The following is a 20,576-nucleotide window of genomic DNA, read 5'->3' on the forward strand; positions in this document are numbered from 1 at the left end:
CGCCGACGCCTGACAGACTGGTCCCGTGCTGAGAATCGGTCTGTCCGGCGGCATCGGTGCCGGCAAGTCGACGGTGTCGTCGACCTTCAGTGACCTCGGGGGCGTCGTGGTCGACGGTGACGTGATCTCCCGCGAGGTCGTCCAACCCGGGACGGAGGGCCTCGCGAAACTGGTCGAGGCCTTCGGCGAGGAAATCCTTCAGGACGACGGCTCGTTGAACCGGCCCGCCCTCGCGTCGATCGCCTTCAGCGACGACGAGAAGCGGGCGACGCTCAACGGCATCGTCCATCCGCTCGTCGGCGCGCGCCGGGCCGAGCTGATCGACGCCGCCGCCGACGACGCCGTGATCATCGAGGACATCCCACTGCTCGTGGAATCGCAGATGGCGCCGATGTTCCCACTCGTCGTCATCGTGCACGCCGACGAGGACGTCCGCATCGCCCGGTTGATCGAACACCGCGGGTTCACCGAGGCCGACGCCCGCGCACGGATCGCCGCGCAGGCCACCGAGGACCAGCGGCGCGCCGTCGCCGACGTGTGGCTGGACAACGCCGGCACCGCGGACGATCTCGCCGCGGCCGCCCGTGCGCTGTGGCAGGACCGCATCGTCCCGTTCGCCGACAACCTGCACGCCGGCCGGCCCGCCCGCACCGCTCCGGTGGTCGTCTCGGCCGATGCGACGTGGCCCGAGCAGGCTCGGCGCATAGTCACCCGGCTCGCCACGGCCTGCGGGCACCGGGCGGTACGCATCGATCACGTCGGATCGACGGCCGTGCCCGGTCTCGACGCCAAGGACGTCATCGACGTCCAGGTGACGGTGTCCGCACTCGACGTCGCCGACGAGTTGGCCGACGCGCTGACCGCGGCCGGCTACCCGCGGGTGGGAACCGTCGTCGGCGACGAGGTGCACTCCGACGACGAATCGCAGTGGCACAAGCGGTTTCACGCCTCGGCGGATCCGGGTCGGCCCACCAACGTGCACGTCCGCGTGGACGGCCGGCCGAACCAGCGGTTCGCGCTGATCTTCCGCGATTGGCTGCGTGCCGAACCCGACGTCCGCGCCGAGTACGCGGCGCTCAAGCGCGAAGTGGCCGCCGCGGGCCACGACGACTCCGGCGACTACGCCGACGCCAAGGAGCCGTGGTTCGCGGACGCGTATGAGCGTGCGATGGCGTGGGCGACGGAGACGGGCTGGACGCCCTGAGCCGGATCAGGCCAGGGGAGCGGCGGCGGGGGGTGCGGTGTTCGGGTCGGCCGGCGCGGGCGGCTCGGCACCCGGGGGCGGCCCGTCGACGGTCGCGGTGTTGCCCTGCGGGAAGTTCGTCACCGAGCCACAGCTGAGCACGCCGTAGCCGGGGTCGTTGCGCTGCGGCGTGAAGCGGGGCGCCACGAACTGGTCCGCCTGCGCCACCACCTGGTCGTCGACCAAGATGTCGCAGTGCAGGCTCGCCGAGTACGGCCACTGGATCGACACCTGCATGCCGGCCTGCTGAGGGTCGGACACGACGCCCGTCGCCTCGAACGTGCGGCCCGGCACCATGGTCGGCACCGCCGTGTTGAACTCGGTGTCGGACATCTTGTAGGTGATCGTCGCGCCGCGTGAGACGCCGTCGACGCGCGCTCGGTAGACGACGTTGTGCGGTCCGGGACCGAACTGGGGGGCGGCGTCAGCCGCTGGGAGGTCCGCCGCCTCCTGCTGAGCACCCGGTGGGGGCGGGGGCGACTCGGGGTCTGCCGATGCGGTCGGGGCGCCCGCCTGTGCCCCGATCGCCAGGACGGCCGCAGCACACACCGCGAACCATCCACTCGTGCCGGTTCTCATGATCAACGACATTACGCCGACCGCCACGTCAGGACCATGTCGTGACCGTTCAGCCACCGCCCCAGGTCATAGTCGTGCCGGGCCAGACCGTCGACGGTCCGGACGGCGGTGTGTACCGCTCGTTCGGCGGACGCGGGGTCGAGCAGACCCTCGGCGCGCGCTTCCAGCAACTCGTCGACGTCGGTGATCCCGACCCCGCGACCGGTCCGGACGACGAGGTCCAGATAGTGGTCCTCGGCGTGCCAGACGTCGCCGTCGACGGTGTATCGACCGACGTCGAGGTAGAAGTCCTGGTCCCGCTCGTGACCGGGGCTGAAGTGGAAGACCGACGCCCGCAGGTCGAGGGACGGCAGCAGCCACGACTCGAGGTAGTGGAACTGGGCGCGCCCGGGTGTCGGCCTGGCCATGTAGAGGCCCCAGGGCCGGACGTCGTAGACGTCGACGGCGCGGACGATGCCCTTGGGGTCGGTGTTGGTCCGGTTGCCTACGTCGAAGACCTCCCGTTTGGGCGGGTGCACCGGGCCCGTCACCGTCGCAGCCGGGAGAGATCGATCACGAACGGTCGGCTGCCCTCCGGGCGGGTCAGCATCCGCAGCACGAAACCGGCGAGCAGACCGCCGGTGACGCCGCTCCACAGCAGGAGGGCCGCGTCGAGCCACCCGCACCGGTGTGACGGGCCCAGACCGCCGTCGCCGCACGTCACGCCCATGATCTCGGCCACCCGGCCCGGGCCGGGCCACACCAGCAGGACCGCGCAGGCCAGGCTGAGCACCAGCAGCACCGCGCCCAGCAGCCGCAGGGCGATCCGCACGGGTTCGCGCACGGCGTCACGGTAGCGCGTGCGAGGGGGCGGCGGGAATGAACTTGTCGTAGTCGGTGCTTACCCTGTGACCATGGCCTTCGCGACAGAACACCCGGTGCTCGCGCACTCGGAGCACCGTCCCGTGGAGTCGATGGTCCGGTCCGGCAACCGCTTCGACGTGGTCAGCGAGTACGAGCCCGCGGGCGATCAGCCGGCCGCCATCGAAGACCTCGAACGGCGCATCCGGGCGGGCGAGCGCGACGTCGTGCTGCTCGGCGCCACCGGTACCGGCAAGTCGGCCACCACGGCGTGGCTCATCGAGCGGCTGCAGCGTCCCACGCTGGTGATGGCGCCCAACAAGACGCTCGCCGCGCAGCTCGCCAACGAGTTGCGGGACATGTTGCCCAACAACTCGGTCGAGTACTTCGTCTCGTACTACGACTACTACCAACCCGAGGCGTACATCGCGCAGACGGACACCTACATCGAGAAGGACAGCTCGATCAACGACGACGTCGAGCGGCTGCGGCACTCGGCGACGTCGAGCCTGCTGTCCCGGCGCGACGTCGTGGTGGTGGCGTCGGTGTCGTGCATCTACGGTCTCGGCACGCCGCAGTCCTACATGGACCGGTCGGTCGAGCTGCAGGTCGGTCAGGAGGTGCCGCGCGACGCACTGCTGCGGCTGCTGGTCGACGTCCAGTACACCCGCAACGACATGTCGTTCACGCGTGGCTCGTTCCGGGTCCGCGGCGACACCGTCGAGATCATCCCGGCGTACGAGGAACTCGCGGTCCGCATCGAGTTCTTCGGCGACGAGATCGAGGCGCTCTACTACCTGCATCCGCTCACCGGCGACATCGTCCGCAAGGTCGACTCGCTGCGGATCTTCCCCGCCACGCACTACGTGGCCGGGCCCGAGCGGATGGCGCAGGCCATCTCCAGCATCGAGAAGGAACTCGAGGACCGCCTGGCCGAACTGGAGGGGCAGGGCAAGCTGCTGGAGGCGCAGCGGCTGCGGATGCGCACCAACTACGACCTCGAGATGATGAAGCAGGTCGGCTTCTGCTCGGGCATCGAGAACTACTCCCGCCACATCGACGGGCGTGGCGCGGGCACGGCGCCGGCCACGCTGATCGACTACTTCCCGGAGGACTTCCTCCTGGTGATCGACGAGTCGCACGTGACCGTGCCGCAGATCGGTGGCATGTACGAGGGCGACATGTCCCGCAAGCGCAACCTCGTCGACTTCGGCTTCCGCCTCCCGTCGGCCGTCGACAACCGCCCGCTGACGTGGGAGGAGTTCGCCGACCGGATCGGCCAGACCGTCTACCTCTCCGCCACGCCCGGCGCGTTCGAACTCAGCCAGGCCGGCGGTGAGTTCGTCGAGCAGGTCATCCGGCCCACCGGCCTGATCGACCCGAAGATCGTCGTGAAGCCCACCAAGGGCCAGATCGACGACCTGATCGGCGAGATCCGCAAGCGCACCGAACTCGACGAGCGCGTGCTGGTCACCACGCTCACGAAGAAGATGGCGGAGGACCTCACCGACTACCTGCTGGAGACGGGCATCCGGGTGCGGTACCTGCACTCCGAGGTCGACACCCTGCGCCGCGTCGAGCTGCTCCGGCAGCTCCGCCTCGGCGAGTACGACGTGCTGGTTGGCATCAACCTGTTGCGCGAGGGTCTCGACCTTCCCGAGGTGTCGCTGGTGTCGATCCTCGACGCCGACAAGGAGGGGTTCCTGCGATCGACGCGCAGCCTCATCCAGACCATCGGCCGCGCGGCGCGCAACGTGTCGGGCGAGGTGCACATGTACGCGGACAAGATCACCGACTCGATGCGCGAGGCCATCGACGAGACCGATCGCCGTCGGGCCAAGCAGGTCGCCTACAACGAGGCCCACGGCATCGACCCGCAGCCGTTGCGCAAGAAGATCGCCGACATCCTGGATCAGGTCTACCGCGAGGCCGACGACACCGAGACCATCGACGTCGGGGGCTCGGGCCGCAACGCCTCGCGCGGACGGCGGGCGCAGGGCGAGCCGGGCCGCGCCGTCAGCGCCGGCGTCTACGAGGGTCGCGACACCAAGTCGATGCCGCGCGCCGAACTGGCCGACCTCATCAAGGACATGACGGCGCAGATGATGACCGCGGCGCGCGACCTGCAGTTCGAACTCGCGGGCCGCATCCGCGACGAGATCGCCGACCTGAAGAAGGAACTGCGCGGCATGGACGCCGCCGGCCTGAAGTAGGTCGGCTTGACCTCAACGGCGGTTGAGTTCCTAACGTAGGGCCGATGACGAGAACCGCGGCAGCAGCGCCGACCGGCTGGCGTGCTCTTCTCGGGCCGAGGTACCTCGGCGCATCGACGGTGCTCGCCGGCGGCGTCGCGCTGTACGCGACCAACGAGTTCCTCACCATCAGCCTGTTGCCCAGCGCCGTGGCCGAGATCGGCGGCCAGCGGTACTACGCGTGGGTGACGACGGTCTACCTGGTCGCCTCGGTGGTCATGGCGACCACCGTCAGCTCGACGCTGTCGCGGCTCGGGCCGCGCTGGTCCTATCTGGTGGGGCTCGGCGTCTTCGCGGCCGGCAGCGCCGTCTGCATGCTGGCGCCGACCATGGAGGTGCTCCTCGCCGGTCGGATGGTGCAGGGCGCCGCAGGTGGGCTGCTCGCCGGTCTGGGCTACGCAGTCATCAATTCCGTTCTCCCGCAATCGTTGTGGACCAGGGCGTCCGCGCTCGTCTCCGCGATGTGGGGCGTGGGCACCATCCTCGGGCCGGCGTCCGGCGGCCTGTTCGCGCAGTATGCGTCGTGGCGGTGGGCGTTCGCGGCGCTGGCCGTCCTCACCGTCCTGGTCGCGGTGGTGGTGCCGTTCGCGCTGCCGGGACGAACGGGCGGACGAGCGGCGGCGGAGACGGTCAGCCGCGTGCCGGTGTGGTCACTGCTGCTGCTCGGGTCGGCGGCACTGACGATCAGCGTGGCGGGCATCGTCCGGACCGCCGCGCTGACCGCGGGTCTGCTGGCCCTCGGCGTCGCACTGGTGGGGGCGTTCCTGATCGTCGACCGCCGCGCGTCGGCGACGGTGCTGCCCGCAGGCGCCTTCCGGCCGGGCCCGCTGAAGTGGATCTACCTGACGCTCGGGCTGCTGATGGCGGCGACCATGGTCGACATGTACGTGCCGCTGTTCGGTCAGCGGCTGGCGGGGCTCGCGCCCGTCGCCGCGGGCTTCCTGGCGGTGGCGCTGTCGATCGGCTGGACGGTCAGCGAGATCTCGAGTGCCTCCCTGAGCAGCGAGCGGCTCGTCGCGCGTCTGGTCGCCGGCACGCCGCTGATCATGGCGGTGGGCCTCACCTTCGCCGCGGTGAGCCAGGTCGACGGGGCCGGCGTCGGCGTGGTCGGCGTGTGGGTCGTCGCCCTGTTCATCACCGGCATCGGGGTCGGTACGGCGTGGCCCCACCTGTCGGCATGGGCGATGGGTTCGGCCGAGGATCCCGTCGAGGGGCGGACCGCCGCGGCGGCGATCAGCACCGTGCAGCTCATCTGCGGGGCGTTCGGCGCGGGCCTGGCCGGTGTCGTGGTCAACGCCACCGAGCGCGGTGACGCCACGGCGGCGCGGTGGCTGTTCGGGTCGTTCGCGGTGCTGGCCGTGGTGGGCCTGGTGGCGTCGTCGCGGGCGGCCCGGGGCCGCGTCTAGTCCGGATCGTCGTCGAGCTGGCGGACACCCGAGACGCCGTCGACGTCGGCGAGCAGCATCGGGGCGCGCAGGATGCCGGACCCGGTCAGCGTCACCTGGACGCCGACGTGCCCGTCGGGCGCCCCGAGCGGTTCACCCACCGGGTCGGCCGCCAGTTCGGTCAGCTGCCAGTTGCGTCGACTGCACGCCTCCAGGATCCGGCGTAGTACGCCGCTGCCGTCCTCGTAGGTGATGTGCAGCGTGATGGCGCCGCTCAACCGGGACGCCAGGCGTCGCGCCACGGGCATGAATCCCAGGATGATGATGAAGTGCATGGCCGTCACGGTGCACGCGAGCAGCAGCAGGCCCGAGCCCGCGGCCATGCCGATCGCCGCGGACTCCCAGACGGCGGCCGCGGTGGTCAGCCCGTGCACCGAGCCGCGCCGGAAGATGATGATGCCCGCGCCGAGAAAGCCGATGCCGGAGACGATCTGGGCGGCGACGCGGGACGGGTCGACCACCACCAGGTCGGGGGTCAGCACGTCCTGGAAGCCGTACTTGCTGACGAGCAGGATCAGCGCCGACGCGGTGCCGACGATGGTCTGGGTGCGCAGGCCGGCGCTCTTGCCCTGCACCTCGCGTTCCAGGCCGATCAGCGCCGTCAGCCCGAAGGCGACGAACAGTTCCACGATCTGACGCGTTCCCTGGCCCGGTCCGCCGAAGAACGGGGGATCGGCCAACCACTGCAGCATGCCGAACAAGCTATCGCGCGGCGGCCGATCGCACGCCGCAGTCGTGGAGCCGCTCGTCGGGTCGAGCGATCATCGCGAGCGAAAGGGTGGTGGCCGGTGGCCGGCGCTGGCATCGTCAGTGTCGATGCGGGTGTGGCCGAGTGGCTAGGCACCGGCCTGCAAAGCCGTTCACACGGGTTCGAATCCCGTCACTCGCTCGCATCGATGGGCACCGCTTCGGCGGTGCCCATCGCTCGTCGAAGGGGCTCAGCCCGCGGGTGCGGGTGCCGGCGCGGCGGAGGCCGGCGGCGGACCGGGCGCGGTGGCGCCGGGATTGATCTGGCCGCCGAGGATGCTCAGCAGCGGTCCGAGGGCGCCGGGCGGCAGGCCGCTGGGGCCCTTGCAGTCGACCTGCGAGCAGTCGGTCATCTGCCAGGTCTGGCAGTCGCTGGTGCGGAACGTCGTGTCGGTGGGGTCGATGGTGACCACCGGCGCCTTCTTCGTCAGCCCGTTGTCGACCATCGCGTCGCCGTTGAGGCGCTTCCAGTAGCAGGCGCCGCCGTCGATCGGGCCCGCGGACTTGTACACGCCGGGCGCGATGTCGACGCCGACCTGGTAGGTGCCGTTGCCCTCGATGGTGGTCTTGGGTGCGGGCGGCGGCGCGGGCGCAGGCGTGGGTTCGGCGTTGGCGACCGCGGCACCCGCCCACAGACCGGCGACGGCCAGGGCCCCGGCGACCGCTGCTCTGATGGACGACATGCCGCCCAGCTTAGCTGGCCTAACCACCAGGGCGAAATGTTCGGCCGTCGGGAGCACGTGGCTGCGGGTCCGTGATCGCGCTGCGGCATGATGCCGCCGTGAGCTTCCCATCGCCGTCGCTGTCCGACGTGATCACCACCCTGCAGGTCGACCAGGTCGACGACGACCACTTCGTGGCCGACCAGATGGACAACCCGGCGCACCACATCGTCGGCGGGCACATCGCGGGCCAGGCGCTCATGGCGGCGAGCCGGACGACACCGGGACGGTTGCCGCACAGCATCCACGTCTACTACCTGCGCGCGGGCGACGCCCGCCATCCGGTGGACTTCGAGGTGGTCCGATCCCGCGACGGCGGGACGCTCTCCACCCGCAAGGTGACGGCGAGCCAGGGCGGTGTCGTGCTGCTCGAGGCGCTCGCGTCGTTCAGTACCGCGGTCGGCGGCGACCAGCACCAGATCGCCATGCCCGACGTGCCCGCCCCGGAGGCGCTGCCGCCGGTGCAGGACCAGCTCGGCAGCTACGGCGACGAGTTCGGCGGGTACTGGGTGCGGCCGCAGCCTTTCGACCTCCGGTACGTCGACCCGCCCCCGCGGCTGGCCGTCGACTTCCCCGAGCCGTCCCCCCGCGTGCGGCTGTGGTGGCGGCCCATCGAGTCGGTGGCGCCGGACCCCGTGCTGCACAGCTGCCTGCTGACCTACCTCTCGGGGACGACGATGCTCGAGACGGCCCTGGTGATGCGGCGCGCCACGGCGATCAGCACCTTCAACGCGCTGATCGACCACGCGCTGTGGTTCCACCGGCCGATCGACCTGGACGACTGGGTGCTGTCGGACCAGTTCTCGCCGAGCGGCCTGGACGGGCGCGGTCTCGCCACGTCGACGATGTACAACCGGGCGGGGCAGCTGGTCTGCATCGCCACCCAGGAGCTGTACTTCGGCCGCGGGTGACCACGCGGCTCAGCCGTCGTCGGGCAGCACCGATCTGCCGTCCCACCGCTTGATGCCGGGCACTGCCACGTCGAGCAGTTCGAGCGCCCGGCCGACGGTCTGGTCGACGATGTCGTCGATGGTCGTGGGCATCGCGTAGAACGCGGGCACCGGTGGCATCACGATCGCGCCGTTGGCCGTGGCCCGGGCCATCAGATCGATGTGGCCGGCGTGAAAGGGCGTCTCCCGCAACAGCAGGACCACGCGCCGGCGTTCCTTGAGGCACACGTCCGCGGCGCGGACCACCAGTTCGTCGCCGTAGCTGTTGGCGATTCCGCTGAGCGTCTTCACCGAGCACGGCGCGACGAGCATGCCCGCCGTCACGAACGATCCCGACGACACCGCCGCGCCGATGTCCCTCGGGTGGTGCAGGTGGTCGGCCAGGTCGCGGATATCCTCGGGGCGGTAGTCGGTCTCGTGGGCGATGGTGCGGTGCGCCGACGGGGTGACGATGGCGTGCGTCTCGACGTCGGAGACCTTCTGCAACTGCTCGAGGGCCCGGACGCCGTAGATCGCCCCCGAGGCTCCGGTGATGGCGACGATCACCCGCCGCGTCACGACGGGCACCGTCCCGCCAATTCCACTGCGGCCGAGGCGATCACGTCGACGGCAGCGCGCTCGTCGCCGGCCGGACCCGCACCGCCCAGGGCCAGGTCGATGGCCGCCGACGTCCGTTCGCCCGTGGACGGAGAGTCACGTGGTCCGTCGTCGACCAGGGCCTCGGCGTGCCCGCGCAGATGCTCGAGTTCGATCATCTCCGCGTCGAGTTCGACGCCCCTGATCCGGTCCCGCAGGGCGGTCGTCGCTGCGGTGGGTGCGGGCTCGGGTCCGTCGGCGAGACGACGGCGCATCCGGCGCAGGGGCACGACCACCTCGTCCTGCCAGGGCCGGACGCTCGCGGCCACGCGCGCGAGGTCCGCCGCGGTCAGCGGCCGCCCCCGGTGGGCGCCGACGTAGGCCGCGAACAGGACGAGGTTCACGTCCACGGCGCGTCGCTCCTGCAGCAGCAGGCACGCCGGGGAGACGCCGGCGGAGCCGTAGAGATCGAGCGCGAAGTCGGTGAAGCCGGCGCGGCCGCTCATCGGGCGGCTTCGGGGAACCAACCCCTTGCCACCGTGATCTTGGCACGGTAGTTCTTGTATTTGCTCGCCACCTTCACGCAGAGAGTATGGGGCATCCCACCATGGCGTTCCAGGATTTCCGCGAGTTCCTCGACGCGCTGCGGGCCCGGGGCGAGCTGATCGACGTCGACCGTCACGTCGCACCGGAACTCGAGGTGGCGAAGGCCATGCGCAAGAGCGCGTCGGTGGCGGGACCGGCGATCGTATTCACCGACAACGGAACGGACTTCCCGTTGGTCGGCGGCGTGTACAACTCGCGTGCCAAGGCGCTCATCGCCTTCGGATGCGACGAGGACACCGTCGTCCCGCACATCCTGAACGGCCTGTCGCACCGCATCCCGCCCGTCGTGGTCGACGACGGCCCGGTCCACGAGAACGTGATCCTCGGCGACGACGTCGATCTCACGACGTTGCCGGTGCCGAGGTACAGCCCCGACGACGGCGGCCCGTACATCACACCGGGCATCGTGGTGAGCCGCGATCCCGAGACCGGGATCCCCGACATCGGCCACTACCGCTTCGAGATCATCGACGCACGCACGCTGTCGTTCATGGCCCAGCCGTTCCACCGCTTCGGCAAGAACATGGCGAAGGCGGTGGCGCGCGGCGACAAGACCTTTCACGCCGCGCTGGTGATCGGCGTGGACCCCATGCTGGCCTACACGGGCCCCATCCAGGTGCCGGACGACACCGACGACTTCGAGGTCGCGGGCGGGCTCCGGGGTGCGCCCGTCGAGCTGGTGCGGTGCCGGACGATCGACGTCGAGGTGCCCGCGCACGCGGAGTTCGTCATCGAGTTCGAGGTCGTGTTCGACACCACGGTGATGGAGGGACCGCTGGGGGAGTACACCGGTTACTACACGCCGGCGTCGATGAAGCCGATCGCGCGACCGACCGCGATCACGCACCGCAACGGCGCCTACTTCCAGGCACTGCTCACCGGTGTCCCGCCGACCGAGAACCACACCCTCAAGCAACTGGCCTTCGAGGCGTCGTTCCTGCAGATGATGCGTCAGCAGTTCCCGACCATCGAACGGGTCGCGATCCCGCAGTCGGGCGGCGTGTCCTTCTACGTCGTGATCGCGATGCGCCCCCGGTACGCCGGCGAGGCGCGTGCGGCGATCCTCGCGGCGATGTCCACCAACGTGCGGCCCAAGACCGTCATCGTGGTGGACCCCGACATCGACGTCCAGGACTCCGAACAGGTCGAGTGGGCCGTGTCGTTCCGCAGTCAGCCCGCACGCGACGTCATCGTCGTCGACGGGCTCGGTGCGGGACCGCTCGATCCGTCGATCCCCGACTCGATTCCGCTGGATCAGCGCACCGGTTCCGCGCTGGGGATCGACGCGACCTACCCGTACGGGACCGTCATCAGGGTGGCCGGTGACGCCTGCGGGCCGTCGGTGGCCGAGCACGGCAAGGAGTTCGTCGAGGTGGCCGACGTGCCCGGCTGGCGGGACTACGACTTCCCCGAACTCGACCACCACGGCAGCTAGGAGACCGACGTGCCCGAGATCGACCACGAGATCAGGATCCAGGGATCACCCGAGCAGGTGTACGCGGCGTTGACCACCGTGGACGGGATCAGGGCCTGGCACGCGCCCGGTGCGCGCGGCACCGGCGAGATCGGCACGGAATGGGTGTTCCCCTACGCCGGCCATCCCGAATTCGTCTGGGAGGTGGTCGCATCGGACGCACCCACCCGGGTGGACTGGCGCTGCACCGGCGGGCCGGGCGACTCGGTGGGCACCACGGCGACGTTCACGATCGGTCCCGCCGGCGACCGCACGGTCGTGGAACTCCGCCATGCCGGATGGCCGGGCACCCACGGGAACTTCCGCAAGTGCAACACGACGTGGGGCGTGCTCCTGCACCACCTCCGCGACTACGTCGAGACCGGCGACGCCGCACCGGCATTCGAGTGAGGGGCCGATCGTGCCGCAGCAGAGCCTGAGTGAGTTCGTCGAGGACATGGAGAAGGCGGGTCTGCTGGTCCGCGTCACCGAGGAGAAGCGCGTCGACGAACTGCCCGCGGTCATGGAGGCGCACCCGTTGACCGCCGTGCTGGTGGAGAAGGTCACCGACTGCGAGTTCCAGTTCCTCGCCAACGCGTATTCCAACCAGGATCAGACGGCCTGGGCGCTGGGGTGCGACAAGAGCGAAACCGGCCGCCGCATGGTCGAACTCGGCAAGGGCCGCATCCCGCCGGAGGTGGTCGAGACCGCGCCGTGCAAGGAGGTCATCCTCACCGGCGACGACGTCGATCTGACGCGGCTGCCGCTCTTCCTGCACCACGACCGTGACGGGCACGCGTACACGAACGACAACTTGGTGGTCAGCAAGCACCCGGACACCGGCGTCTACGACTGGGGCATCTATCGCAGCATGTTCCGGACGAAGAACGAGAAGATGTTCGACATGACGTGCACGTCGCATCGTGCGCGGCTGAACGCACAGGCGGCCCAGGCCAAGGGGCACAACCTGGAACTGGCGATCGTGCTCGGGGGCCCACTGGTGGACAAGGTGGCCGCGCTGACGGGCGTCCCACCCGGTACCGACGACTTCGAGGTGCTCGGCAACTTCTACGGACATCCGGCCAAGCTGGTCAAGTGCGAGACCATCGACCTGCTGGTGCCCGCCAACGCCGAGATCGTCATCGAGTGCGAACTGATGGCCACCGAGGGACTCACCCACGACGAGGGCCCGTACGGGGAATTCACCGGAATGTACGGCGGCGGAATCAAAGCCAACTTCCGCGCGGTGGTCAAGGCGATGACGTTCCGCAGGGGCGGCATCTTCCAGCACGCCACCATCGGCGGCACGCACCCCTGGTACACCGACAACATGCTGCAGCTGCCCATGATCGAGTCCGACCTCTACGGGGGACTCGCGATGGCCGGCATCGACGTCAAGGAGGTCCGCGCTCCACTGGGCGGACTGTCGAACATCGCCTACGCGAAGATCCGGACGCGCGGCGCGGGTGATTCGAAGCAGGCGCTCGGCGTGATGCTGACCTGTTCCAAGCAGGGACTGCCGAAGATCGCCATGGTGTTCGACGAGGACGTCGACATATGGGACGACAACGCCGTGCAGTTCGCGATGGCGTTCCGGTACATGCCGCACCTCGACACGGTCACCATCGGCAGCGGCAACACGATGACCGTCGACCCGATGATCGCCGAGGACGCCGCGCCCGGCACCGCGTCGAAGATCGGACTCGACTGCACCATCCCGATCAGCCCGAAGTTCGTGCGCTCGCACTTCGACCGCAGCACGGTCTTCGAACTCGGTGACCCGCCGCCCGGCGTCGTCGCGATGTCGGAGGACGAGCTGACGGCCGACATGGCCGCGTTCATCCGCGCCGCGCCAAGGACGTGGAAGGAGATCCTCCAGCAGTACAACGGACAGTCCTACCGCGTCGTCTACGGTGCGTTCAGCAATCTGCGCCACCAGCTGGGGCGGTGCGACGACGAGCCGTGGTACCGCTATACGTTCTCCGACACCGACTTTGCCGTCGACGTGGGGGAGGGTCCACCGCACAACTTCGACCCGCGGCACCGGGAGTGATCCGACCCCCGTCGAATGCCGTTGACGGACACGATGATTCCGCGCTCGCGACGCCGGTGATGACCCGCGTCACGTACCCGGGGGCGCTGCGACCCGGGTGGCACGACTCGCCACGGGTACGTTTCGTCACCAATGGGGGAGGTCCGGTGCCCCCGCCGGTTACCATCGGTGCCGGTAGAACGCCCGTCATCCGGGCGAATCAGCCCCCGCTCGCGGGGTGACGGGTTAGGGTCTCGGGTGGCGTTGGAATCGATACTTGGAGGGCATGCATGAGCGGCTACACCACCGTGGTTGTCGGAACGGACGGCTCGGATTCGTCGCTGCGCGCAGTCGATCGCGCGGGCTCGATCGCCGCGGGTTCGGGCGCCAAGCTGATCGTCACCACGGCCTACTTCCCGCAGAACGAGGACCAGCGTGCCGCGGACGTCCTCAAGGACGAGGGCTACAAGATGTCCGGCAACGCACCGATCTACGCGATCCTGCGCGAGGCCCGTGACCGCGCCCACGCGGCCGGCGCCGAGAACGTCGAGGAGCGCGCGATCGTCGGCGCCCCCGTCGACGCCCTCGTCGAACTCGCCGGGGAGGTCAAGGCCGATCTGCTGGTCGTCGGCAACGTCGGCCTGAGCACGATCGCCGGACGCCTGCTGGGCTCGGTTCCGGCGAACGTCGCCCGTCGGTCCCAGACCGACGTGCTCATCGTCCACACGTCCTAGTTCCGGTGGGCTACCAGCCCATCGAGCCCGGAATCCCCTTGAACGGCCCGGTCACCCAACTGGTGACCCAGCCGCCGTAGAAACCGCCCGGTTGTGGCCGTACCTCTTCGCCGTTGACCGTGCACCGGTCGACCTGAGACGCCATGACCGCGATGGCGCCGGCGATCGGCGTAAAGCCGCGCGTCGGCGCGAGGTACGTCCAACCCGAGCGTTCGGCGGTTCGGGCGGGGGTCACCAGGTCGTAGTAGCTGGCCTGACCCTTCCACTCGCACCACGACGAACCGGCGGTCTCGCGCAGCGTGCCCGGCGCGAACGCGCCCGCCGGCACGTAATAGGTCGGCGGGTGGCTGGTCTCGAGGACCCGCCAGCCGCGATCGGTCGTGGCGATCGTCTCGCCGCCGAGTTCGACGGTGATTGAGCCGCGGAACTCCTCGAGGCGCGGCGGCCGCGGGTAGTCCCAGACCGATTCCTGGCCTGGGCCCGGCTTGTCTGGTGTGGGCCATGGACTCATCGTCGTCACCAGCCCCGCTCGCGCCACTCGCCGAGGTGTGGCCGCTCGGCGCCTAGGGTCGTGTCGTCACCGTGGCCGGGGTACACGATCGTCGAGTCCGGGTAGACGTCGAACACCTTGCTGCCGACGTCGTCCAGGAGTCGCTCGAAGTCGCCGTCGCGCCACGTCTTGCCGACGCCGCCGGGGAAGAGGCAGTCGCCGGTGAAGAGGTGGACCGCGCCGTCGGTGGCAGGTCCGCCGAGCGCCAGCGCGACCGAGCCCTCGGTGTGGCCGCGGAGGTGGATGACGTCGAGGCGCAGGTCGCCGATCTCGACGGTGTCGCCGTCGGCCAGCATCCGCGAGGGCGTCACGGGCAGCGGCCCGGCGTCGAGTTCGTGCGCGGCGGTGGGCACGCCGGTCGCGGTCGCGACCTCCTCGAGGGCCATCCAGTGATCGGGGTGCTGGTGAGTGGTGACGATGAGGACGAGTCGGGGCGCGTAGCGTTCGACGAGGTCCAGGAGGACGGGCGCATCGTTGGCCGCGTCGATGAGTAGCGACTGCCCAGTGTGGGAACACGTGACCAGGTAGGAATTGTTGTCCATCTGGCCCACCGACGTCTTGACGATGGTGGCGCCGGGCAACGTGCGCCGGGCAGCGGCTCCGGTGTCGACGTGTCCGGTGTAGTCGTCGGTGACGGCAGTCATGTCTGCCACGGTAGCGGGCGCGGCAGAGACGTGTCGGTGGGTGGACATAGCATGTGCGCGGACAGCTCTCTGCGGTGCGGAGAGTCATGAGAAACAGGAGACCCATCAGTTGGCCGACCGCCTGATCGTCAAGGGTGCACGCGAGCACAACCTGCGCGGAATCGACCTGGACCTGCCGCGGGACGCGATGATCGTCTTCACGGGCCTGTCCGGTTCCGGCAAGTCGTCGCTCGCGTTCGACACCATCTTCGCGGAGGGTCAGCGTCGCTACGTCGAGTCGCTGTCGGCCTACGCGCGGCAGTTCCTCGGCCAGATGGACAAGCCCGACGTCGACTTCATCGAGGGCCTGTCGCCCGCGGTGTCGATCGACCAGAAGTCCACCAACCGCAACCCGCGTTCGACCGTCGGCACCATCACCGAGGTCTACGACTACCTCCGTCTGCTCTACGCCCGCGCCGGCACGCCGCACTGCCCGGTGTGTGGTGAGCGGATCGCGCGGCAGACGCCGCAGCAGATCGTCGACCAGGTCCTCGCGATGGAGGAGGGCACCCGCTTCCAGGTGCTCGCGCCCGTGGTCCGCACCCGCAAGGGCGAGTTCGTCGACCTGTTCGACAAGCTGAACACCCAGGGCTACAGCCGCGTGCGGGTCGACGGCGTGGTGCACCCGCTCACCGATCCGCCGAAGCTCAAGAAGCAGGAGAAGCACGACATCGAGGTGGTCGTCGACCGCCTCACCGTCAAGGCGTCGTCGAAGCAGCGGCTCACCGACTCCGTCGAGACGGCGCTCGGCCTCGCCGACGGCATCGTGGTGCTGGAGTTCGTCGACCAGGACGAGGACACCCCGCAGCGCGAGCAGCGGTTCTCCGAGAAGCTGGCGTGCCCCAACGGACACCCGCTCGCGGTCGACGATCTCGAGCCGCGGTCGTTCTCGTTCAACTCGCCGTACGGTGCCTGCCCGGAGTGCACCGGCCTCGGCATCCGCAAGGAGGTCGACCCCGAACTGGTGGTGCCGGACCCCGACATGACCCTCGGCGAGGGCGCCATCGCACCGTGGTCGATGGGCCAGTCCGCCGAGTACTTCACCCGCATGCTGTCGGGTCTGGGCGACGCGCTCGGCTTCAACATGACCACCCCGTGGAACAAGCTGCCGGTCAAGGCGCGCAAGGCGATCCTCGAGGGGTGCGACGAGCAGGTGCACGTCCGGTACAAGAACCGGTACGGCCGCACCCGCTCCTACTACGCCGACTTCGAGGGCGTCATGGCGTTCCTGCAGCGCCGCATGGAGCAGACCGAGTCCGAGCAGATGAAGGAGCGGTACGAGGGCTTCATGCGCGACGTCCCGTGCCCGGTCTGCCAGGGCACCCGGCTCAAGCCGGAGATCCTCGCGGTGTCGCTGACGGCCGGCGAGTTCGGCGCGAAGTCCATCGCCCAGGTCTGTGAGCTGTCCATCGCCGACTGTTCGGGCTTCCTGAACGCGTTGACGCTGGGCAGCCGCGAGACGGCGATCGCCGGGCAGGTGCTCAAGGAGGTGCAGTCGCGCCTGGGCTTCCTGCTCGACGTGGGACTGGACTACCTGTCGCTGTCGCGGGCCGCCGGCACGCTCTCCGGTGGCGAGGCGCAGCGGATCAGGCTGGCCACGCAGATCGGCTCGGGGCTGGTCGGCGTGCTGTACGTCCTCGACGAGCCGTCGATCGGCCTGCATCAGCGTGACAACCGGCGGCTGATCGACACCCTGGTGCGCCTGCGCAACCTGGGCAACACGCTGATCGTCGTCGAGCACGACCTCGACACCATCGCCCACGCCGACTGGGTGGTCGACATCGGCCCGGCGGCGGGTGAGCACGGCGGCAACATCGTGCACAACGGCACCTACCGTGACCTGCTGAAGAACCGCGAGTCGATCACCGGCGCCTACCTCTCGGGCCGGGAGAGCATCGCGGTGCCGGAGATCCGGCGACCCATCGACCGCAAGCGGCAGATCACCGTCGTCGGGGCGCGCGAGCACAACCTGCACGACGTGGACGTGTCGTTCCCGCTGGGCGTGCTGACGTCGGTCACCGGCGTCTCCGGATCGGGCAAGTCGACGCTGGTCAACGACATCCTCGCCACGGTGATGGCCAACAAGCTCAACGGCGCCCGTCAGGTGCCGGGCAGGCACACCAGGATCAACGGCCTCGACCAGCTCGACAAGCTGGTGCGCGTCGACCAGTCGCCGATCGGGCGGACCCCGCGCTCGAACGCCGCCACCTACACCGGCGTGTTCGACAAGATCCGCACGCTGTTCGCGGCCACCACCGAGGCGAAGGTGCGCGGCTACCAGCCCGGCCGGTTCTCGTTCAACGTCAAGGGCGGTCGCTGCGAGGCGTGTTCGGGTGACGGCACCCTGAAGATCGAGATGAACTTCCTGCCGGACGTCTACGTGCCCTGCGAGGTGTGCCACGGAGCCCGCTACAACCGCGAGACGCTCGAGGTGCACTACAAGGGCAAGACCATCGCCGAGGTGCTCGACATGTCGATCGAGGAGGCGACGGACTTCTTCGAGCCCATCTCGTCGATCCACCGGTACCTGAAGACGCTGGTGGACGTCGGCCTCGGGTACGTGCGGCTGGGCCAGCCCGCGCCGACGCTGTCCGGCGGCGAGGCGCAGCGCGTGAAGCTGGCCGCCGAACTGCAGAAGCGGTCGATGGGACGGACCATCTACATCCTCGACGAGCCGACCACCGGCCTGCACTTCGAGGACATCCGCAAGCTGCTCAAGGTCATCAACGGACTGGTCGACAAGGGCAACACCGTCATCGTCATCGAGCACAACCTCGACGTGATCAAGACCTCCGACTGGATCATCGACATGGGCCCCGAGGGTGGCGCCGGCGGCGGCACCGTCGTGGCGACCGGGACGCCCGAGGAGATCGCCGCGCACCCGGACAGCTACACCGGTCACTTCCTGGCCGAGATGCTGCCGGTCGCGGAGACGCCCGCGAAGAAGCGGCGCAAGGTGAAGGTCAGCGCCTAGCCGACCGACCTCGACAGGGGTGACGGGAAGCGCGGCTTGACCCGCACGCCGCCGAGCCACTCCGTCAGCGCGGCGGCGCGGCGGTTCAGGTCGGCCGTGGCGTCGGTCGGCAGGTCCTCGGCGAGGGCCAGCACGACCCGGCCGCCGGCATCCTGACCCCACGCGCCGACGACGCGGCCGTCCCACCACGCGGTCGGTCCGGCGTTGCCGTTGCGGTCGAACACCCGGTCGCGGTGGCCGCCGAGGTACCACTCGCGGTCCTGCCAGCCCATCGTCGTGACGTCGAGGCCGGGCAGCAGCGCGCCCCACGGTCCGGCGTCCGGTTCCGGCTCGAGGTCGTCGGGCAGCAGGTAGCCGGGCGCGCTGCCGCCCTCGAGGTCGACCTCGACGGCGCCGACGTCGCGCAGGCCCTCGCGCGCCCACGTCAGGGTGTGGCCGAACCACCACTTCACGTCCATCGCGGTGGCGGGGCCGAACGTCCGCAGCCAGCGGGCGATCAGCGTGGCCCGCGCCACGTCTGGCGACACCGGTTCGGGCTTCGACCCCAGCCACTCCGACAGCACGAGCCACCGCGGCCGCGACGTCGTCCACGTTCCCTCGTTGGGACCGCGGACCAGGTCGCCGCGGACGCCCATCACCGTCATCACCCGCGGCGACACCGGACCCATTCCGCCCCAAGTCCTTTCGGGCGCCGGATCGTAGTCGCCCGCCAGCTCCGGCAGCGCCGCCCGCAGTTCGCGGGAGCTGGCGTGCCGGTGTTCGGCGAGGTGGCCCAGCACCGCGGCGGTCGCCGTGTCGAGCCAGGCGTCGCCGTCGGCCGCGATGCCGGCCTTGACCAGATCGGCCACTAGACGTCTGCGTTCGGTGCCCGCGACGCGGTCACTGGCCGCGGCCTGGACGGCGGGCAGGTCGTCGGTGTCGACCACCCACAGCGTCCGTCGCATCGCGAGGTGCTTGACGACGGTGCGCGCCTCGTACATTGCGTGGTCGAGGCCGGCCACCCGGAAGCCGGGGACCCGGGCCCACAGCGTCAGATACGGCGTGGCGGGGTCGGTGGCGTGCAGTCCCACGAACCGGTGGGCGACCGCGGGAACCGACGCGTCCGCGTCCTGGACGGACGGCGCGAGGAGGTGCCGTCGTCCCAGCCGGGCCCGCCGCTCGGCGATGCTGACGTGCCGCACCGTCAGGAGTCGTCGGTGGACTTCATGGCGGCGCGGATCTGCGCCAGCCGGTCGGCGGCCGCCTTCTGCCGAGCCTCGTACTGCTCCTCGGCGCTGCGGCCCTCGGGCGTCTCCGATGCCAGCTCGGCCGCGCCGATCGCGGTGCCGAACCGTGTCTCGATCTTCTCCCGCACCGAGTCGAACGTGGGCACGCCGGCCGCGGTGTAGCCGGTGTCCATCGGGGAGGTGGAGACGGGCCCGTACGTCAGGTCGACCGGTGCCGTTCCCGGCTCGACCTGGTCCGCGGGAACCACCTCGGCGTCCAGCACGTCGTCGTCGTGCGGGTCGTCGGCGGGCTGATCGACGGGGTGAGTGTCGGGCACACCGTCACCGTACCGCGCCGAATAGTTGGGATCGGTAGCGATTCGCGCCTCGTGTACTTGCTCCACGACGACGCCACTGGGGCGACGTGACACGAAGGAGCAGACATGAACATGGGCATGCAGCGAGTCGGAACCGCGACGATCGGCCTGGTTGCAGCGGCCCTGCTGCTGGTCGGGTGCTCGGACGACAAGACCGAGACCACTGCCGCCGGAGACGGCGGCTCGAGCAGCGGCACCCAGGTCAAGGTCGAGGGCAAGGACCTCGCCGGCCTGGACCTCAAGTCGGTCACCTGCGTGAAGCAGGGCGGCAAGATCAACATCGCCAGCGCACCCATCGGTGGCGGCGCACAGGGGCTCGGCGTCGTGATGACCGACGAGGCCACCCCCAAGGTCGAGTCGCTGGGCCTCGTCGTCGACGGCAGCGCACTCGCGGTGTCCGAGATGGGCGGCATGAAGACCGGCAGCGCGGCCGTCGCGGTCGACGGCAGCAGCTACACGATCACCGGTGACGCGCAGGGCGCCGACATGAACAACCCGATGGCGGGGATGGTCTCGAAGAAGTTCGAGATCACCGTGACCTGCTCCTGACGGCTCGCTCCCGGGGCGGCGGACGTGCTCGACGCGTCCGCCGCCCTCCGTCGTTCCGC

21 protein-coding genes and 1 tRNA gene are annotated in these 20,576 nt (G+C 69.9%); 11 read left to right on the top strand and 11 right to left on the bottom strand.

Going from position 1 to position 20,576, the window contains the following annotated elements:
• Positions 1-25: 25 nt before the first annotated feature.
• Positions 26-1,204: a dephospho-CoA kinase gene (gene coaE / locus AC1MEY_RS08575; RefSeq protein ID WP_480230244.1), complete on the top strand. Its 1,179-nt coding sequence runs from the start codon at positions 26-28 to the stop codon at positions 1,202-1,204.
• Between the two features lie 6 nt (positions 1,205-1,210).
• Here coaE and AC1MEY_RS08580 read toward each other — a convergent pair whose 3' ends face one another.
• From AC1MEY_RS08580 to AC1MEY_RS08590, 3 genes are read right to left on the bottom strand one after another with little or no spacing between them, the layout of a single operon-like run.
• A complete protein-coding gene (locus AC1MEY_RS08580) occupies positions 1,211-1,822 on the bottom strand; it encodes a hypothetical protein (RefSeq protein ID WP_480230245.1) in 612 nt (203 codons plus the stop codon).
• Between the two features lie 11 nt (positions 1,823-1,833).
• Complete coding sequence (locus AC1MEY_RS08585; protein ID WP_480231370.1) at positions 1,834-2,340, bottom strand: ribonuclease FAU-1 family protein; 507 nt, start codon at positions 2,338-2,340, stop codon at positions 1,834-1,836.
• Between the two features lie 8 nt (positions 2,341-2,348).
• On the bottom strand, positions 2,349-2,645 hold the full coding sequence (locus AC1MEY_RS08590; protein ID WP_480230246.1) for a hypothetical protein: 297 nt from the start codon (positions 2,643-2,645) through the stop codon (positions 2,349-2,351).
• A 70-nt stretch (positions 2,646-2,715) separates the two neighbouring features.
• Between AC1MEY_RS08590 and uvrB the strand changes: the two genes are divergently transcribed.
• The gene (gene uvrB / locus AC1MEY_RS08595; RefSeq protein ID WP_480230247.1) at positions 2,716-4,875 is read left to right on the top strand and encodes an excinuclease ABC subunit UvrB; all 2,160 of its coding nucleotides are present in this window, start codon (positions 2,716-2,718) and stop codon (positions 4,873-4,875) included.
• A 44-nt stretch (positions 4,876-4,919) separates the two neighbouring features.
• Positions 4,920-6,320 carry an MFS transporter gene (locus tag AC1MEY_RS08600; protein WP_480230248.1) on the top strand — a complete coding sequence of 467 codons (1,401 nt, stop codon included), beginning with the start codon at positions 4,920-4,922 and terminating at the stop codon, positions 6,318-6,320.
• On the opposite strand, the gene AC1MEY_RS08605 is transcribed toward AC1MEY_RS08600, so the two are convergent.
• Positions 6,317-7,051 carry an MgtC/SapB family protein gene (locus AC1MEY_RS08605; protein WP_480230249.1) on the bottom strand — a complete coding sequence of 245 codons (735 nt, stop codon included), beginning with the start codon at positions 7,049-7,051 and terminating at the stop codon, positions 6,317-6,319. The two genes, AC1MEY_RS08600 and AC1MEY_RS08605, sit on opposite strands and share 4 nt — an antisense overlap.
• 126 nt (positions 7,052-7,177) lie before the next feature.
• On the opposite strand from AC1MEY_RS08605, the gene AC1MEY_RS08610 reads away from it, so the two are divergent.
• Positions 7,178-7,248: transfer RNA gene (locus AC1MEY_RS08610), tRNA-Cys, on the top strand.
• A gap of 49 nt (positions 7,249-7,297) precedes the next feature.
• Here AC1MEY_RS08610 and AC1MEY_RS08615 read toward each other — a convergent pair.
• On the bottom strand, positions 7,298-7,789 hold the full coding sequence (locus AC1MEY_RS08615; protein ID WP_480230250.1) for a hypothetical protein: 492 nt from the start codon (positions 7,787-7,789) through the stop codon (positions 7,298-7,300).
• Positions 7,790-7,887: 98 nt separating this feature from the next.
• Here AC1MEY_RS08615 and AC1MEY_RS08620 point away from each other — a divergent pair, with 98 nt between their 5' ends.
• Entirely contained in the window at positions 7,888-8,739 is an 852-nt protein-coding gene (locus AC1MEY_RS08620; protein WP_480230251.1) for an acyl-CoA thioesterase, read from the top strand.
• A 9-nt stretch (positions 8,740-8,748) separates the two neighbouring features.
• Here the strand turns inward: AC1MEY_RS08620 and AC1MEY_RS08625 are convergent, their stop codons facing one another.
• On the bottom strand, positions 8,749-9,336 hold the full coding sequence (locus AC1MEY_RS08625) for a UbiX family flavin prenyltransferase (protein ID WP_480230252.1): 588 nt from the start codon (positions 9,334-9,336) through the stop codon (positions 8,749-8,751).
• Positions 9,333-9,860 (bottom strand): TIGR02444 family protein, encoded by a 528-nt coding sequence (locus AC1MEY_RS08630; protein WP_480230253.1) that lies wholly within the window; start codon positions 9,858-9,860, stop codon positions 9,333-9,335. The genes AC1MEY_RS08625 and AC1MEY_RS08630 overlap by 4 nt, the downstream gene beginning before the upstream one ends.
• Before the next feature lie 101 nt (positions 9,861-9,961).
• On the opposite strand from AC1MEY_RS08630, the gene AC1MEY_RS08635 reads away from it, so the two are divergent.
• The 4 genes from AC1MEY_RS08635 to AC1MEY_RS08650 all read left to right on the top strand — a co-directional run bounded on the left by AC1MEY_RS08635 (position 9,962) and on the right by AC1MEY_RS08650 (position 14,179).
• Positions 9,962-11,395, top strand: a complete 1,434-nt coding sequence (locus AC1MEY_RS08635; protein WP_480230254.1) for a UbiD family decarboxylase — start codon at positions 9,962-9,964, stop codon at positions 11,393-11,395.
• A gap of 9 nt (positions 11,396-11,404) precedes the next feature.
• Positions 11,405-11,824: an SRPBCC family protein gene (locus AC1MEY_RS08640; RefSeq protein WP_480230255.1), complete on the top strand. Its 420-nt coding sequence runs from the start codon at positions 11,405-11,407 to the stop codon at positions 11,822-11,824.
• A gap of 10 nt (positions 11,825-11,834) precedes the next feature.
• The gene (locus AC1MEY_RS08645; protein WP_480230256.1) at positions 11,835-13,466 is read left to right on the top strand and encodes a UbiD family decarboxylase domain-containing protein; all 1,632 of its coding nucleotides are present in this window, start codon (positions 11,835-11,837) and stop codon (positions 13,464-13,466) included.
• 269 nt (positions 13,467-13,735) lie between these two features.
• Positions 13,736-14,179, top strand: coding sequence for a universal stress protein (locus AC1MEY_RS08650; RefSeq protein ID WP_480230257.1), 444 nt, complete (start codon positions 13,736-13,738; stop codon positions 14,177-14,179).
• A 10-nt stretch (positions 14,180-14,189) separates the two neighbouring features.
• Here AC1MEY_RS08650 and AC1MEY_RS08655 read toward each other — a convergent pair whose 3' ends face one another.
• Positions 14,190-14,690, bottom strand: a complete 501-nt coding sequence (locus tag AC1MEY_RS08655; protein ID WP_480230258.1) for a DUF427 domain-containing protein — start codon at positions 14,688-14,690, stop codon at positions 14,190-14,192.
• 5 nt (positions 14,691-14,695) lie between these two features.
• Positions 14,696-15,373, bottom strand: a complete 678-nt coding sequence (locus tag AC1MEY_RS08660; protein ID WP_480230259.1) for an MBL fold metallo-hydrolase — start codon at positions 15,371-15,373, stop codon at positions 14,696-14,698.
• A gap of 109 nt (positions 15,374-15,482) precedes the next feature.
• Here AC1MEY_RS08660 and uvrA point away from each other — a divergent pair, with 109 nt between their 5' ends.
• Positions 15,483-18,386 (top strand): excinuclease ABC subunit UvrA, encoded by a 2,904-nt coding sequence (gene uvrA / locus AC1MEY_RS08665; protein ID WP_480230260.1) that lies wholly within the window; start codon positions 15,483-15,485, stop codon positions 18,384-18,386.
• Here the strand turns inward: uvrA and AC1MEY_RS08670 are convergent.
• Positions 18,383-19,567, bottom strand: coding sequence for a winged helix DNA-binding domain-containing protein (locus AC1MEY_RS08670; protein WP_480230261.1), 1,185 nt, complete (start codon positions 19,565-19,567; stop codon positions 18,383-18,385). The genes uvrA and AC1MEY_RS08670 overlap by 4 nt on opposite strands.
• A gap of 2 nt (positions 19,568-19,569) precedes the next feature.
• Complete coding sequence (locus AC1MEY_RS08675) at positions 19,570-19,785, bottom strand: hypothetical protein (RefSeq protein ID WP_480231371.1); 216 nt, start codon at positions 19,783-19,785, stop codon at positions 19,570-19,572.
• 261 nt (positions 19,786-20,046) lie between these two features.
• On the opposite strand from AC1MEY_RS08675, the gene AC1MEY_RS08680 reads away from it, so the two are divergent.
• Positions 20,047-20,517 (top strand): lipoprotein LpqH, encoded by a 471-nt coding sequence (locus tag AC1MEY_RS08680; protein WP_480231372.1) that lies wholly within the window; start codon positions 20,047-20,049, stop codon positions 20,515-20,517.
• Positions 20,518-20,576 lie beyond the last annotated feature (59 nt).

The organism is Mycobacterium sp. PTI7 (genome assembly GCF_056679845.1).

What these genes read in the sequence shown, in the direction of transcription:
- AC1MEY_RS08580 (WP_480230245.1), bottom strand. Translation starts at nt 1,822, where the DNA reads ATGAGAACCGGCACGAGTGGATGGTTCGCGGTGTGTGCTGCGGCCGTC.
- uvrB (WP_480230247.1), top strand. Translation starts at nt 2,716, where the DNA reads ATGGCCTTCGCGACAGAACACCCGGTGCTCGCGCACTCGGAGCACCGT.
- AC1MEY_RS08600 (WP_480230248.1), top strand. Translation starts at nt 4,920, where the DNA reads ATGACGAGAACCGCGGCAGCAGCGCCGACCGGCTGGCGTGCTCTTCTC.
- AC1MEY_RS08605 (WP_480230249.1), bottom strand. Translation starts at nt 7,051, where the DNA reads ATGCTGCAGTGGTTGGCCGATCCCCCGTTCTTCGGCGGACCGGGCCAG.
- AC1MEY_RS08615 (WP_480230250.1), bottom strand. Translation starts at nt 7,789, where the DNA reads ATGTCGTCCATCAGAGCAGCGGTCGCCGGGGCCCTGGCCGTCGCCGGT.
- AC1MEY_RS08630 (WP_480230253.1), bottom strand. Translation starts at nt 9,860, where the DNA reads ATGAGCGGCCGCGCCGGCTTCACCGACTTCGCGCTCGATCTCTACGGC.
- AC1MEY_RS08635 (WP_480230254.1), top strand. Translation starts at nt 9,962, where the DNA reads ATGGCGTTCCAGGATTTCCGCGAGTTCCTCGACGCGCTGCGGGCCCGG.
- AC1MEY_RS08650 (WP_480230257.1), top strand. Translation starts at nt 13,736, where the DNA reads ATGAGCGGCTACACCACCGTGGTTGTCGGAACGGACGGCTCGGATTCG.
- AC1MEY_RS08655 (WP_480230258.1), bottom strand. Translation starts at nt 14,690, where the DNA reads ATGAGTCCATGGCCCACACCAGACAAGCCGGGCCCAGGCCAGGAATCG.
- AC1MEY_RS08660 (WP_480230259.1), bottom strand. Translation starts at nt 15,373, where the DNA reads ATGACTGCCGTCACCGACGACTACACCGGACACGTCGACACCGGAGCC.
- AC1MEY_RS08675 (WP_480231371.1), bottom strand. Translation starts at nt 19,785, where the DNA reads ATGGACACCGGCTACACCGCGGCCGGCGTGCCCACGTTCGACTCGGTG.
- AC1MEY_RS08680 (WP_480231372.1), top strand. Translation starts at nt 20,047, where the DNA reads ATGCAGCGAGTCGGAACCGCGACGATCGGCCTGGTTGCAGCGGCCCTG.